This is a genomic window from Salipiger abyssi (assembly GCF_001975705.1).
GTDB classification, from domain to species: Bacteria; Pseudomonadota; Alphaproteobacteria; order Rhodobacterales; family Rhodobacteraceae; genus Salipiger; species Salipiger abyssi.
Genome location: NZ_CP015093.1, coordinates 2481317 through 2494821, shown reverse-complemented (window position 1 = coordinate 2494821; position 13505 = coordinate 2481317). Strand labels below are relative to the sequence as shown.

The 13505-nt window shown below is 65.0% G+C and carries 14 protein-coding genes; 2 read left to right on the top strand and 12 right to left on the bottom strand.

Annotation, left to right across the window (positions count from 1 at the left end; translation table 11 throughout):
* Nucleotides 1-39 precede the first annotated feature (39 nt).
* Nucleotides 40-2193 (bottom strand): polyribonucleotide nucleotidyltransferase, encoded by a 2154-nt coding sequence (gene pnp / locus Ga0080574_RS15640; RefSeq protein ID WP_076701554.1) that lies wholly within the window; start codon nucleotides 2191-2193, stop codon nucleotides 40-42.
* 191 nt (nucleotides 2194-2384) lie between these two features.
* Nucleotides 2385-2642 (bottom strand): DUF6525 family protein, encoded by a 258-nt coding sequence (locus tag Ga0080574_RS25960; protein ID WP_335743510.1) that lies wholly within the window; start codon nucleotides 2640-2642, stop codon nucleotides 2385-2387.
* A gap of 216 nt (nucleotides 2643-2858) precedes the next feature.
* On the opposite strand from Ga0080574_RS25960, the gene Ga0080574_RS15630 reads away from it, so the two are divergent.
* Nucleotides 2859-3353: a DUF3280 domain-containing protein gene (locus Ga0080574_RS15630; RefSeq protein WP_076701549.1), complete on the top strand. Its 495-nt coding sequence runs from the start codon at nucleotides 2859-2861 to the stop codon at nucleotides 3351-3353.
* Between the two features lie 82 nt (nucleotides 3354-3435).
* On the opposite strand, the gene rpsO is transcribed toward Ga0080574_RS15630, so the two are convergent.
* The 3 genes from rpsO to Ga0080574_RS15615 form a co-directional block, all read right to left on the bottom strand.
* Complete coding sequence (gene rpsO / locus Ga0080574_RS15625; protein WP_076701546.1) at nucleotides 3436-3705, bottom strand: 30S ribosomal protein S15; 270 nt, start codon at nucleotides 3703-3705, stop codon at nucleotides 3436-3438.
* A gap of 185 nt (nucleotides 3706-3890) precedes the next feature.
* On the bottom strand, nucleotides 3891-4883 hold the full coding sequence (locus Ga0080574_RS15620; protein ID WP_076701542.1) for a calcium-binding protein: 993 nt from the start codon (nucleotides 4881-4883) through the stop codon (nucleotides 3891-3893).
* Nucleotides 4884-4960: 77 nt separating this feature from the next.
* On the bottom strand, nucleotides 4961-5494 hold the full coding sequence (locus Ga0080574_RS15615) for a DUF1643 domain-containing protein (RefSeq protein WP_076701538.1): 534 nt from the start codon (nucleotides 5492-5494) through the stop codon (nucleotides 4961-4963).
* A 102-nt stretch (nucleotides 5495-5596) separates the two neighbouring features.
* Between Ga0080574_RS15615 and Ga0080574_RS15610 the strand changes: the two genes are divergently transcribed.
* Nucleotides 5597-6562: a threonine ammonia-lyase gene (locus tag Ga0080574_RS15610; RefSeq protein WP_076701534.1), complete on the top strand. Its 966-nt coding sequence runs from the start codon at nucleotides 5597-5599 to the stop codon at nucleotides 6560-6562.
* A gap of 277 nt (nucleotides 6563-6839) precedes the next feature.
* Here the strand turns inward: Ga0080574_RS15610 and Ga0080574_RS15605 are convergent, their stop codons facing one another.
* From Ga0080574_RS15605 to Ga0080574_RS15580, 7 genes are all read right to left on the bottom strand, one after another.
* Nucleotides 6840-7043 (bottom strand): Trm112 family protein, encoded by a 204-nt coding sequence (locus tag Ga0080574_RS15605; protein ID WP_076701529.1) that lies wholly within the window; start codon nucleotides 7041-7043, stop codon nucleotides 6840-6842.
* The gene (locus Ga0080574_RS15600) at nucleotides 7040-7684 is read right to left on the bottom strand and encodes an LON peptidase substrate-binding domain-containing protein (protein WP_076701525.1); all 645 of its coding nucleotides are present in this window, start codon (nucleotides 7682-7684) and stop codon (nucleotides 7040-7042) included. Before Ga0080574_RS15600 ends, Ga0080574_RS15605 begins: the two co-directional genes overlap by 4 nt.
* A 26-nt stretch (nucleotides 7685-7710) precedes the next feature.
* Nucleotides 7711-8628, bottom strand: coding sequence for a thioredoxin (gene trxA, locus Ga0080574_RS15595; RefSeq protein ID WP_076701520.1), 918 nt, complete (start codon nucleotides 8626-8628; stop codon nucleotides 7711-7713).
* A gap of 119 nt (nucleotides 8629-8747) precedes the next feature.
* On the bottom strand, nucleotides 8748-9419 hold the full coding sequence (locus tag Ga0080574_RS15590; protein ID WP_076701516.1) for an endonuclease/exonuclease/phosphatase family protein: 672 nt from the start codon (nucleotides 9417-9419) through the stop codon (nucleotides 8748-8750).
* Between the two features lie 14 nt (nucleotides 9420-9433).
* Nucleotides 9434-10855 (bottom strand): cardiolipin synthase, encoded by a 1422-nt coding sequence (gene cls, locus Ga0080574_RS15585; protein WP_076701512.1) that lies wholly within the window; start codon nucleotides 10853-10855, stop codon nucleotides 9434-9436.
* A gap of 186 nt (nucleotides 10856-11041) precedes the next feature.
* Nucleotides 11042-12481, bottom strand: a complete 1440-nt coding sequence (locus Ga0080574_RS25955; protein WP_198039731.1) for an ankyrin repeat domain-containing protein — start codon at nucleotides 12479-12481, stop codon at nucleotides 11042-11044.
* A gap of 211 nt (nucleotides 12482-12692) precedes the next feature.
* Nucleotides 12693-13481 (bottom strand): exodeoxyribonuclease III, encoded by a 789-nt coding sequence (locus tag Ga0080574_RS15580; protein WP_076701507.1) that lies wholly within the window; start codon nucleotides 13479-13481, stop codon nucleotides 12693-12695.
* Nucleotides 13482-13505 lie beyond the last annotated feature (24 nt).

Genomic DNA, 13505 nt, shown 5'->3' with positions numbered 1-13505 from the left:
CACTGAGCCGGGGCGTTTCGCGTTTCTCGGAAGAGCGCCTTACTCAGCGGCGTCTTCTTCCTTTTTCTTTTTCGCTTCCGGCGGCAGCTCTTCGCCGGTTTCCTGGTCGACCATCTTCATCGCCAGACGCACCTTGCCACGGTCGTCAAAGCCGAGCAGCTTCACATAGACCTCCTGGCCTTCCTTCAGCACGTCCGAGGGATGGTTCAGGCGGCGGTTCTCGATCTGGGACACGTGCACCAGACCGTCGCGCTTGCCGAAGAAGTTCACGAAGGCGCCGAAATCGACGATCTTCACGACCTTGCCCTTGTAGACCTTGCCCTCTTCCGGCTCGGCCACGATCGAGTGGATCATGTCATAGGCCTTCTGGATGGCTTCGCCGTTGGGCGAGGCGATCTTGATCAGGCCCTCGTCGTTGATGTCGACCTTGGCGCCCGACACTTCGACGATCTCGCGGATAACCTTGCCGCCCGAGCCGATCACTTCGCGGATCTTGTCGGTGGGGATCTGCATCATCTCGATGCGCGGCGCGTGCACGGAGAATTCCGCCGCTTCGGTCAGCGCCTTGGACATCTCGCCGAGGATGTGCATCCGGCCTTCCTTGGCCTGTGCCAGCGCCTGCTTCATGATCTCGGGCGTGATGCCCGCAACCTTGATGTCCATCTGAAGCGAGGTGATGCCGTTCTCGGTGCCCGCGACCTTGAAGTCCATGTCGCCGAGGTGATCCTCGTCGCCGAGGATGTCGGTCAGCACGGCCCAGTCGCCATCGTCTTCGAGCACGAGGCCCATGGCCACACCGGCCACCGGCGCCTTGAGCGGCACGCCGGCATCCATCATCGACAGCGAGCCGCCGCAGACGGAGGCCATCGAGGAGGAGCCGTTCGACTCGGTGATCTCCGACACCACACGGATCGTGTAGGGGAAATCGGTCGCCGCCGGCAGCACCGCCTGAAGCGCGCGCCATGCCAGCTTGCCGTGGCCGATCTCGCGGCGGCCCGGGGAGCCGACGCGGCCCACTTCACCAACCGAATACGGCGGGAAGTTGTAATGCAGCAGGAAGTTCGAGCGGAAATTGCCGTGCAGCGCGTCGATGATCTGCTCGTCGTCGCCGGTGCCCAGCGTGGTCACGACCATCGCCTGGGTCTCGCCACGGGTGAAGAGCGACGAACCGTGGGTCCGCGGCAGCACGCCGGTTTCCGACACGATCGGGCGCACCTGATCCAGCGCGCGGCCGTCGATGCGGCGCTTGTTCTTCACCACATCGGCGCGCAGCACCGTCGATTCCAGCTTTTTCAGCGCCGAGCCGAGATTGGCGTCTTCCAGCTGCTCTTCGCTGAGCTGGGACTTGATCTCTTCCTTGGCGGCGGAAACGGCGGCGACGCGCTCCTGCTTGTCGGTGATCGCATAGGCGGCGCGCATCTTGTCTTCGCCGAGGCCTTTGACCACTTCGTACAGCGCCGAGTAATCCGGCGGCTGGAAGTCGAAGGGCTCTTTCGCGGCCGATTCGGCCAGCGAGATGATCAGGTCGATGACCGGCTGGATCTGCTCATGCGCAAAGGTCACGGCGCCGAGCATCTCGTCTTCGGTCAGCTCGTAGGCTTCCGATTCCACCATCATCACGGCGTCTTTGGTGCCGGCGACCACGAGGTCGAGACGCTGCTCGGGGTTGTTGCGCAGCCCTTGCATGTCGTCGACGGTCGGGTTCAGCACATACTCGCCATCCTCGAAACCGACGCGGGCACCGGCGATCGGGCCCATGAAGGGCACGCCCGAGATGGTCAGCGCGGCGGAGGCGGCGATCATCGCGACGATGTCGGGATCGTTGACCAGATCGTGGCTCAGCACGGTGCACATCACCAGCACTTCATGCTTGAAGCCGGGAACGAAGAGCGGGCGGATCGGACGGTCGATCAGGCGCGCGGTCAGCGTTTCCTTCTCGGTCGGACGCGCCTCGCGCTTGAAGAAGCCGCCGGGCACCTTGCCCGCGGCATAGTATTTTTCCTGATAATGCACGGTCAGCGGAAAGAAATCCTGACCGGGCTTCGGCTCTTTTGCAAAAGTCACGTTGGCCATGACAGAGGTTTCGCCCAGAGTGGCGATCACCGATCCGTCGGCCTGACGGGCAACCTTGCCCGTTTCCAGAGTGAGGGTTTCCTCCCCCCACTGCATGCTTTTCTTCGAAATATTGAACATTTTCGTATCCTGTGAGGGAGCACTCCCGGGCCCTCCCGGGTCTCCCGTTTTCATGGCGGCCCCATTGCCGCCGCCCCCTATCCTCCTGCACGCGCCCGGGGGCCAAGGGCGTCACGTCTCAGATGGCGCGGCCATACAGTGTTTCCCCCAAAATGAAAAGAAAAACCCTCGTGACAGGGCGGAACGGGGCGTCAATCGGCGGTATCGCGCGCCAGCAGCGCCCGCTCCGCGCGGTCGAGCCGCGCCAGCGCCTCCTCGACCGTGCCGCCCCGGGCGCGCACCTTGCGCCAGATGGCGAGGCTGGAGGCCGGCGACCAGGGGCGCGCGGCCTCGGCCAGCCAGCGCCGCAACGGCGCCGGCAGCGCATCGAAGCGCCGCATCGGATCGCCCGGACGGTGGCGGCGCCGGAGCCGGGTGGCGCCGCAATTGGTGCCCTGCCGCCGGCTCACCGGAGCGGCTCCGGTCGGATGCGGGGCGACGGCGTGGATTGTGGGAGGCTGGGCAAGGGCATCTCCTGTCTTGGTATGTTATATCGTACCAAATATGCCATTTCCGCTGCCGCTGCCAAGAGGTTTCACCCCGGCACCACCGACGAATGGCTGTGCCGACGTAAGGCGCCCTGCCTGCTACACTGCTGCTGTCGCCCGTCCTTCCGGAGACCCGCCATGTTTACCCGTCTGCTTTGCCTCTTCTGCCTCATGGCGCTGCCGCTGCGCGCCGATCCGCTGCCGGTGGCGGTGTTCGATCTCAGCTTCATCAATTTCAGCCAGGAGGTCGAATTCGGCGAAAAGAACGAGGCCGAGCATGCGCGCATCGCGATGCTCACCACGCATCTGCGCCAGCGCCTGGCGGAGAGCGGGCGCTATGCGCTGCTCGACACCGCGCCGCTTGCGGCGGATCTCGACAAACATGGCGAGGTTTTCACCTGCAACCATTGCGAGGCGGCGATGGCGCGCAAGATCGGCGCCGCCCGGTCGTTTTCCGGCGCAGTGCAGAAACTCTCGGTTCTGGTGCAGACGGTGATCCTGCGCGAGCGCAATGCCGAGACCGGCGAGGTGGTTGCGCTCTATCAGACCGATATTCGCGGCAATACCGATATCGCCTGGCGCCGTGGCATGGATTTCCTGATCGACGAGCGGCTGCTCACCGGCCCGCCCTAAGACCCGCGGCAACGCAAAACGCCCGCTCCTCTCGGAACGGGCGTTCGGAATCGTAGGGTGGGCAATCTGCCCACCGGTGCCTTTAGCGGCGGATGCCCAGACGCTTGATGAGGTCGAGGTAACGGCCCTCGTCCTTGCCCTTCAGGTAGTCCAGCAGCTTGCGGCGCTGAGCCACCAGCTTCAGAAGGCCACGACGCGAGTGGTTGTCCTTCTTGTGGGTCTTGAAGTGCTCGGTCAGGGTGGAAATACGGCTGGTCAGAATGGCCACCTGCACCTCGGGCGAACCGGTGTCGCCTTCCTTGGTGGCGTATTCCTTCATCAGCTTGTTTTTTTCTTCGACGGTGATCGACATCGGGGTCTCCTTCAAAGGTTGGTGTGGATGGCGCAAGCCGGGATGTCGTCCAGCAGGGCCCATGGAGAAACCCGCCCCCTCGCGGGGCGGATGCGGGCGTATAGGGCGATTCCACGCAGATGAAAAGAAAATTCCGGGGCGGCGGGGCCCTGCCCCTTCGCCGCAGATGGCGGTGCGCCGCGGGATCAGGCGCCCAGCGCGGCAGCCGAGCTTTCGCCCAGCAATACGATGCTGTCGAGCGCCGGCGCATCGGCATCGGGCATGATCGCCAGCGGCGCGCCGTCGAGCAGGAGCTCGATCATGCCCGGTGTCTCGGCACTGGGGCGCAACGCCAGCTCCGGCGGCGCGGCGCCGCCGCTGTCGTCGTAAAAGACCAGCATCCGATCCTCGGCCCGGTCGAAATCCGTCAGGATCGGCGCCTCGCCCTGAGTGATCCAGCGCCCGAGGACAAAGCTGTCGGCCCCTTCGCCGCCGGTGGCGACATCGCCGGCGCCGATCTCGAGCGTGTCGTCGCCATCGCCGCCATTGAGAAAATCCACATCGTCGCGGTCGATGCCGTCGCCATCCCGCTCGACACCGGACAGCAGATCAGCGTCCCAGCCGCCGAAGAGCGTGTCGGCGCCGGGCCCGCCGATCAGCGTATCCGCCCCCTCGCGCCCGTGCAGCGCATCGTTGCCGCTGCCGCCCAGAAGCAGATCGCCGGAGAGCCCGCCCTGCAATTCGTCCGCATCCTCGCCGCCGTCGAGCGTGCCGCCACCGTCATGGGCGAACAGCGCATCATTGCCCGCCATACCCATAAGCAGATCGGTGCCCGCATCGCCATGCAACGTATCATTGCCCGGACCGCCGATCACTGTATCGGCGCCGGGCCCGCCCACCAGCTCGTCATCGGCGCCGAGCCCGTCGACCAGATCGTCGCCGGCCCCGCCACCGAGAAGATCGGTCTCGGGCGTGCCGGTCAGTGTGTCGTCGCCATCGCCGCCGGAGGCGATCAACCCGCCATTCGGGGCCAGCCCCGTCGCGCCCTCAGCCTCCTTTTCGGCAGGGCGCTCAACGGTATCCTCGGGATCGGCGCTGCCCTCGTCATCGCCGGAATGATCTGCGGACGGATCCTGCGTGCCGATGATCGCCACCGACCCCAGCACCATCATCCCCATCAAACCGGCAAGCCAGAGCATCCGCCATCCTCGCAAAACAGGCGCCGGGTATCTTCCCCGATCCCCGGACACCGTTCAACGGATATCGCAGAGCGAGGTTAACAGGCCGGAAACGCCGCCCCGCCATAGCGCTCTTCCAAAGGCCAGGGCGCCGGCATCACCTTATAAGAGACATAGAGCGGGTGGCGTGGGTGCCCCTCGCGGGTCAGCCCCAGATGATGCAGCGCCCCGCCCAGCGCCGCCGCCATCTCCGGCCCGCGCCCGAGATGCGCGCCATGCACGCCCCAGGCGGCCAGCGTCATCTCCGCCGTGCCCTGCCAGTCGCGCAGCAGCGCATCGTTCTCAGACCCCACCGGGGCGGCGGCGCGGCGCAGATCCTCGGGCCGCGTGGCGCGCCAGGCAAAGAGATTGGCGATGCGCATGGCGCCAAAGCCCAGTTGTACTGCCCGGCGCTGGCAGCGCTCGATGGTGGGGTCGTTGCGCAGCTCGTCGGCGGTCGAGGGGTTCAGCATGATATAGAGCAGCGACGGCCCCTCGCCCCAGCGTCGCTCCAGCCCGTAGCGATAGCGCTCGCAGGGCGAGTAAAACGCCCGCGACACCACGCCTTCTGCCTCATGGTTCCGCTCGATCATGGCGCGAGACCCTGCCCCGCGTCGCGCCGGGCCGCAAGCCCCGTTGACAGCCCCCCGGCCCCGGGCGCACCTTGCCGCCAACGACAGCCGACAGGATACCTCATGGACATCACCCGCATCGAAGCCGCCGCCGCGCGGCTGGCCGGCCACGCCCGGCGTACGCCGCTGCTCTCCTCGCCCTTTCTCGACGAGATCGCCGGGCGGCGTGTGCTGGTGAAGGCGGAATGCCTGCAACATACCGGCAGCTTCAAGTTCCGCGGCGGCTGGTCGGCGATCTCGGCGCTCGATCCGGAGATCCGCGCGCGCGGCGTGATCGCGTTCTCCTCGGGCAACCACGCGCAGGGCGTTGCCGCCGCCGCCCGCGCGCATGGCATTCCCGCGGTGATCATCATGCCCTCCGACGCGCCGGCGGCGAAGGTCGCGGGCACCAGAGGGCTCGGCGCCGAGGTCGTGCCCTATGATCGCGCCACCGAGGATCGCGACGCGCTCGGCGCAAAGCTCGCCGCCGAGCGCGGGCTGACGCTGATCAAGCCCTTCGACGAGCCGCTGGTGATCGCCGGTCAGGGCACCTGCGGGCTGGAGATCGCCGAGCAGGCCGCCGAGGCGGGCGTGACCGAGGCGGATGTGATCGTCTGTTGCGGCGGCGGCGGGCTGACCTCCGGCATCGCGCTGGCGCTGGAGGCCAGGGCGCCGGGACTGCGGGTGCGTCCGGCAGAGCCCGAAGGCTTTGACGATGTGCGCCGCTCGCTGGCCTCCGGCGCGATCGAGCGCAATGCGCAGCTTTCGGGCAATATCTGCGATGCGATCGTCACGCCGCAGCCGGGCGATCTGACCTTTCCGATCATGCACCGTCTTTGTGGGCCCGGCCTTGCCGTCACCGAGGAAGAGGCGTTGCGGGCGATGCAGGCGGCGTTCCGCCATCTCAAGATCGTCGCCGAGCCCGGCGGCGCGGTGGCGCTGGCCTCGGCGCTCTTCCGTCCCGACGAGATCGCGGGGGACGCGGTGATCTGCACGGTATCCGGCGGCAATGTCGATCCGGCGGTGTTTGCCCGGGCGCTGGCGATGTGAGGATCGGCGCGGGCGTCTAGGTCGGTGAGCAGATTTCCCGCCGGACAGTGGAACAATGTCCCAAGCGCGGAACAAGGCCGCAGGCCGCCGCGCCATCGCCGGCCCGTCCCCTCGGGCTGGCGATTTGGTAACAGCAGCGCAGCGTGTCGAGGTCTTTCGGATTTGGCAGGGATAAATCGAGAGCTTCAGAGGGAAGATCGCCACCCCACGGGCCGGCGATGGCGCGGCTCGTGCCAGCGTAGCATCTTAGGGCGGGCAATCTGCCCACCATGCGCCGTCAATCGTCGAGCCGACGCGCCTCGTCGACCAGCATCACCGGGATGCCGTCGCGGATCGGATAGGCGAGCTCGGCGGCGCGGCTCACCAGTTCCTGCCGCTCGGCATCGTATTCGAGCGTGCTCTGGCTCGCCGGGCAGATCAGCGCTTCCAGCATCCGCCGGTCGAACGCAGGCGCCGGGGGCGGCGTCACGGTCTCTGTCATTGTATGATATCCTCTCCGCCGCCCCGCAGGGCGTATTCGATCAATGTCACCAGCGTCTCGCGCCGGGTCTGTAGCGATGGCGCCTCGAGCAGCGCCTGCTTGTCCTCGACCTCGAATTCCAGAAGCATCGAGAGCGAGTTGATCAGCAGCTCGTCCTCCGCCTCTTTCAGCGTGTCCCAGTCGGCGGAGAGCCCGCGCGCGTCGAAATAGCGGTCGAGCAGCTTCAGGAAGCCCGCCCGGTCGAAACAGTCATCGCTCTCGGTGCCGGACTGGTCGCGCTCGAACCCCTCCCAGCTGACCTCGCAACGGCGATAGGGGGTGAAGCCCTCGACCTCCTTCAGCACCCGAAAGCGCGACAGGCCGGTGAGGGTGATCATGTAGCGCCCGTCCTCGGTTTCCGAGAACTGCGTGACGCGCCCGGCACAGCCGATGCGGTGCAGACCGGTGCCGCCATCGCGCTCGGCCATGCTGTCGGGCTGGATCATGCCGATAAGCCGCGTCTCGCTCTTCAGCGCGTCGTCGAGCATCGCCAGATAGCGCGGCTCGAAAATGTGCAACGGCAGGCGGGCGCGCGGCAGCAGCAGCGCGCCCGGAAGCGGAAAGATCGGGATCGTGCCCGGCAGGTCAAAACGTCTGGACATGCCCACGAGCTAGCCCGCCACACGCGTCAGGCAAATATCATCGAGCTGAGCTTGCGCCGCCCGTTCAGCACCACCGGATCATTCGGCTTCAGCGCCTCGAAAATGGTGAAGAGCTGCGCCTTGGCGGCGCCGTCGTTCCACTCGCGGTCGCGCCGGAACAGCTCCAGAAGCTGCGCCACCGCACCCTCGGCATCGCCGCCGGCATAAAGCGCCTGCGCCAGATCGAAACGGGCCTGATGATCGTCGGGATCGGCCTCGACCTTGGCCATGAGATCGCCCACCGGGCCGGCATCGGCGGCCTGCTTGGCGAGTTCAAGCTGCGCATGCGCGGCTTCCAGCTCGGGGCTTTTGGAGATCGCGATGGGGGCGCCGTTCAGGATCGCCTCCGCCTGGTCGAGATCCTCCATGGCGATATGCGCCCGCACAAAGCCGCCGTAGGCGCGTGCGTTCTCGGGCTCTTCGCCCAAGATCGCGGCAAAGGTCTGCGCCGCGTCGGTGGCCGCGCCCTGCTCCAGCATCTCCTCGGCCGCCTCGATGGCATCGTCGAGCCCGCCGCCGCCGGCCTCGCCGCCCGCCGCCTGCACGACGCGGTCGATGAAGGCCTTGAGTTCGGAGCCCGGCAGCGCGCCCTGGAAGCCGTCGACCGGCTGGCCCTGCCAGAAGGCATAGACCGTCGGGATCGACTGGATGCGCAGCTGGCCCGCGATCATCTGGTTCTCGTCGACATTGACCTTGGCCATGACCACGGCGCCCTTGGCGGCCTTGACCGCCTCTTCCAGCGCCGGGCCGAGCTGCTTGCAGGGGCCGCACCACGGCGCCCAGAAGTCGACGATGACCGGGACCTCCTGCGACTTCTCCACCACCTCGGCCATGAAATTGGCCTCGGACACCTCTTTGATCAGATCGCCCGTCGGCGCCTGCGTATTGCCACCCAGTTCCAGCATCCTGTCCTCCGCTGCTGCGGTCACTTTGCCCAGAGAAATGGCCCATGACCCCGGATCTTGCAAGGGCCGCGCCCTGCGGCATGAGGATCGCCGCCGCCTTTCGCGCGGCGCGCGCCCGCTCAGCCCGGCCCGAGCTCGGCCCAGATCGGCAGGTGATCGGAGGCGACCCGCGCCGGGCCGGAGCGTTCGACCCCCATGCCCTCAAGCGCCAGCCCGGTGCCATAGGCAAAGCCGTCGAGCGCCACGAAGGGCCGCGCGGCGTGATAGCTGCGCCCGGGCAGGACCAGCCGGAAATCCCGCTCCCAGGGCTCGTAGCCGCGGATATCGGACCATTCGTTGAAATCGCCGGCGATGAAGGCGCGCGCCTCGCGCCCGCTGAGCTCTTCGCGGATCGCGGTCATCTGCAACAGCCGGTAGCGGCGCATCAGTCCCAGATGCGCACCGACCAGCGTCATGCCCCCGACCTCCACCAGCACCGCGCCGCGCGGCTCCAGCCCGGGCAGGTCGAGCCGCTTCACACTTTGCACTTCAAGCCCCCGGCGCATCAGCACCGCATTGCCGTGCCAGCCGAGGCTGACGTCGTTCACCGCCAGATCGACCACCTCGTAATCGGTCTCCTGCGAGATCAGGAAGCGCGGGATCGCCGCCGGACGCGCGCCGAGCCGCAGATCGGCCTCCTGCAACATCACCACATCGGCGCCGATGCCGTTCAGAACCTTCAGGATCCGCGCCGGGTCGCGGCGCCGGTCGAGCCCCACCGCCTTGCGAATATTGTAGCTTGCGATTTTCAACCGCGTATTCTCCCTCACAGCACCGGCGCCATCAGCCGCGACACCAGCGCCCCGGCGCGCAGCCAGAGCGGCCGCTGGCCGAGCGTCCGGGTCATCGGCTCGGCGGCGGCGAAATCCTCTTCCAGCATCGCTGCGACCTCACCGGCGAAGTCATGATCGAACACCGCCGCCATGGTCTCGAAATTCAGCCGGAACGAGCGGTTGTCGAGATTGGCGGTGCCGATGCCCACCAACCGGTCGTCGGTCAGCACCACCTTCTGATGCATGAAGCCCGGCTTGTAGCGATAGATCTTGACGCCGGCATCGCGCACCTCGTCGAAATAGGCAAAGGCCGCCAGCCAGGTCGGCCAGTGGTCGCGGCTGTCGGGGATCAGCACACGCACGTCACAGCCCCGCAGCGCCGCTGTTTTCAGCGCCGAGAGAATGTCGCCGTCGGGCACAAAATAGGGCGAGGCGATCCAGACCCGCTCCCGCGCGTCCGAGATCGCGGCGAAATAGAACAGTGCCCCGGTGTCGAGCGTATCGACCGGACCGCAGGGCACGATCACCGCATCCGCGCCATCGTCGCGCGGCGCCGGCGTCCAGAACAGTGACGGCCCCATCGCCTCGCCGGTGGCCCAGTGCCAGTCCTCGATATAGGCGAGCTGGAGCTGCGCCACGGCGGGGCCAGCAAGCTTCAGATGGGTGTCGCGCCAGGCGCCGAATTTCGGATTCAGCCCGCGATAGGTGTCGGACATGTTGAGCCCGCCGAGAAAGCCCTCGCGCCCGTCCACGATCACCGTCTTGCGGTGGTTGCGGAAATTCACCTGCAAGCGCGAAGTCGGCCCGCGGGCGCTGCGCGGGTCGAGCACCTCGACCCCGGCCTCGCTCAGCCGCGCCCTCCATTCCGCCGAAAGCCCATAGCTGCCCACGCCGTCATAAATCACCCGCACCGTGACCCCGCGCCCGGCGGCGGCGATCAGGTGATCGGCGAGCGCCCCGCCCGTCTCGTCGTCGACGATGGTGTAATACTGCACCAGCACATAGTCTTCCGCCCGGTCGATGGCTGCGAAGATCGCCGGAAACACCGCGTCGCCGTCGATCAGCAGCTCAAGTGCGTTGCCGCCCACCACCGGCAGCCCGGCGAGCCGCTCGAACAGCCGGTACTCGGGCCGCTGCTCGCGCGGACGCACCGCCTGCGCGTAGGATTCCAGTCGCTTCATCGCCTCGTGGCTGGCCCGGCGCTGCTTGGTGTAGCCGTGCAGCTTGTGGTGGCCGAAGAACAGATAGGCGGGCAGCGCGAACCAGGGCGAGGAGAGCAGGAAAACCACCCAGGCCACCGAGCCCTGCGGCGTGCGGGCATGCCGCAGCACCCGCCAGACGGCGACGCCCACGGCGAGCGGCAGCAGGATGGCAATGGCGACGGACCAGAGGATGCGCAGGTCGGAAAAGATCATGGGCTCGCTTGTACAGGGCTTTGCCCAACCCTGACAGGGGGCTTGGGTTCCAGTGGCTCGCGATCCGGGAAGGCGGAAAACATCCTTCACAAGACGGCCTCCGATACGCGAGCGATTGCGGCAATCAATTCCTTGCGATGTGGCGAAGGTCTCCTTCGAGCCGATTGGCGGATGCTGCGACCGCTTCTAAGTGCTGCTAGCGGAAGCCTCTTGCCACGCCAACGTTTGAAGATTTAGCAACCACGTTGTATGGTTATCCAGATAATCAGGTGCGACTTTACCGCCGATCACAAGGATTCCGTCTGCAGTAAGTATAGACCGATGTCTGTGAATCCAGCCAGGCGACTCACCGCTGATCTCTACTGGCATGACGGAAAAATCCAAGGTACTCAGTCGAAGGACCTGAGTTTGATTGTCTTTGCGTTGTTCCGGATAACCAAGGCATCCAATCAACCAGATTTGGTCTCCAACTAGAGTTGCTGTGTGAAAATCGGTCGGGGGAAACACATCTTTTGGGTAGATGAAATGCTCCACCGTCCCGTCAGCCCCCAAAACAGTAACGTCGGCATAGATGCAAAAATCGGAATCATAATGATCTTCGTGTTCACCGGCCACGAATACCAGTCGACCATCTGGAAGCATGGTAACAGTGCGCCCATAGCGAGAAAATGACCAGACAGGCTTGCTGCGGTCTGGGGAATAGCCAAGAGGTTCGAGAATTGAGTATCGGCCGTCACGCATCCGTTCGCTCCAAAAGGTGGGTAAAAACGGTTCGGGGTTCGAACAACCAGGTCGATTGGTTCGATGCGCTTCAAAGTCGGATTTTTTCAGTGTGACTTCTGGAAGTCTCCTGAAGTTTGGGCTTACCAAGGATGGTCCGTATTCGAAAAAAGCTGGGTTTACGCCATATCTGACAAACAGTTGGCGCATCGCGTTGGATGTCGCTTTTTTCACAGGCGAAGTGTACGACTTGTTGGATGTTCCGAATGGGGCGGCTCCTGCCCTGAGCAGAGCGTCCGCCGTAGCGACATCATCATTATCGACAGCGCACTCCAAAGCTTCGCACTCGGCCTCATCAACCGCATTCGGATCGAAACCTAAATCCATCAACCACTTTACAACCACAGTCGCACGAGCTTTGACTGCAGCTATGACTGCATCCGGGTTCTTCTGCCTGCCGGTATCAAACCTAGGAAGATACTCTTGAGCTGCCGCCAGATTTCCAACACGGCATGCAAAGCAGAATGGATCAGCTTTCCCCGTTTTAGGAGATTTCGGAACCTGACCAAGAGCCAAAGAGATTTGATTCGATGTCCATCCCGTTTTTGCACCCGCTCTCAAAAGCGAGCGCATCGAAGCCATTTTGCCGCTACCGAAGCAGAGACGGAATGCGGTAACCCCATAGTCGGAGGGCGTCTCATCTACATTGACGCCGGCCGCAAGGTGATCTGCGATCTTCGCGCAGAGCACCTCATCTGGGTACGTTAAAACATCTCGCAGCAATCTCGGGAGTGTTTCCAGCCGTTTCTGGTAAGTGCTGTCCTTGGTCAGACCGTGGCTATGGAAGGCTTTTTGAAGAGCGTCTTCTTCCGCTTGAAACAAGGCAAGTAGTTCAAGGTTGTTCATCATGCGCCGCCCAAGCGGGCGTTAACAATTTGTGCGTGTCGCACTAGGTCTGCAAGTTCACGGATCTAGTCAATACGTAAAGTCCAAGAGCAGCCACTCGAACAACCGCAGCGAACTCACACTTGGTCCCGCATAGCGCGCGCTCCGACCATATTGTCAGGAACCTGACAACAACATTCCGCTCACCATTCCCCCTACGCCTTCGCCCGGTTCACAGATCGAAGGTCGCAAACACCGGCGCATGATCGGAGGGTTTTTCCCAGCCGCGCGCGGCGCGCAGGATGCGGCTGTCGTGGCCGGCGCCCGCGATATCCGGTGTCGCCCAGATGTGATCGAGCCGCCGGCCCTTGTCCGCCGCGTCCCAGTCGCGGGCGCGGTAGGACCACCAGGAATAAAGCTGCCCCTCGGGAATGTCCTTGCGGGTGATATCGACCCAGCCACCGGCCTCCTGCGTGGCGCCCAGCGCCTCGACCTCGACCGGGGTGTGCGAGACCACCTTGAGCAGCTGCTTGTGCGACCACACATCGTCCTCGCGCGGGGCAATGTTGAGATCGCCCACCAGGATCGCCTTGCCGGGCCGCTCACTGGCGAACCAGTCGCGCATCTCGGCGAGGTAGTCGAGCTTCTGGCCGAATTTCTCGTTTTTCTCGCGGTCGGGCACATCGCCGCCCGCGGGCACGTAGAAATTATGGATCGTCACGCCGTTTTCCAGCTCGGCGGCGATGTGGCGGGCGTGGCCGAGCCCGGCGAAATCCTTGTCGCCCAAATCGCGCAGCGGCTGTTTCGACAGGATCGCCACACCGTTGTACCCCTTCTGCCCGCGCGCCACGATATGGCCATAGCCGAGCTCGCGGAACTGCTCCATCGGGATCTTGTCGACCGGGCTCTTGCATTCCTGCAGGCAGAGCACGTCGGGCGTCTCTTCGGCGAGCAGCTTGGCCACCAGAGCCTCGCGCAGGCGGACGGAGTTGATATTCCAGGTGGCCAATGTGAAGGGCATGTCTCTCTCCTTGATCGCGCGGAG

Excerpts from the sequence above, each read along its gene's own strand:
- pnp (WP_076701554.1), bottom strand. The coding sequence starts at position 2,193 with ATGTTCAATATTTCGAAGAAAAGCATGCAGTGGGGGGAGGAAACCCTC.
- Ga0080574_RS15630 (WP_076701549.1), top strand. The coding sequence starts at position 2,859 with ATGTTTACCCGTCTGCTTTGCCTCTTCTGCCTCATGGCGCTGCCGCTG.
- rpsO (WP_076701546.1), bottom strand. The coding sequence starts at position 3,705 with ATGTCGATCACCGTCGAAGAAAAAAACAAGCTGATGAAGGAATACGCC.
- Ga0080574_RS15620 (WP_076701542.1), bottom strand. The coding sequence starts at position 4,883 with ATGCTCTGGCTTGCCGGTTTGATGGGGATGATGGTGCTGGGGTCGGTG.
- Ga0080574_RS15615 (WP_076701538.1), bottom strand. The coding sequence starts at position 5,494 with ATGATCGAGCGGAACCATGAGGCAGAAGGCGTGGTGTCGCGGGCGTTT.
- Ga0080574_RS15610 (WP_076701534.1), top strand. The coding sequence starts at position 5,597 with ATGGACATCACCCGCATCGAAGCCGCCGCCGCGCGGCTGGCCGGCCAC.
- Ga0080574_RS15605 (WP_076701529.1), bottom strand. The coding sequence starts at position 7,043 with ATGACAGAGACCGTGACGCCGCCCCCGGCGCCTGCGTTCGACCGGCGG.
- Ga0080574_RS15600 (WP_076701525.1), bottom strand. The coding sequence starts at position 7,684 with ATGTCCAGACGTTTTGACCTGCCGGGCACGATCCCGATCTTTCCGCTT.
- trxA (WP_076701520.1), bottom strand. The coding sequence starts at position 8,628 with ATGCTGGAACTGGGTGGCAATACGCAGGCGCCGACGGGCGATCTGATC.
- cls (WP_076701512.1), bottom strand. The coding sequence starts at position 10,855 with ATGATCTTTTCCGACCTGCGCATCCTCTGGTCCGTCGCCATTGCCATC.
- Ga0080574_RS25955 (WP_198039731.1), bottom strand. The coding sequence starts at position 12,481 with ATGAACAACCTTGAACTACTTGCCTTGTTTCAAGCGGAAGAAGACGCT.
- Ga0080574_RS15580 (WP_076701507.1), bottom strand. The coding sequence starts at position 13,481 with ATGCCCTTCACATTGGCCACCTGGAATATCAACTCCGTCCGCCTGCGC.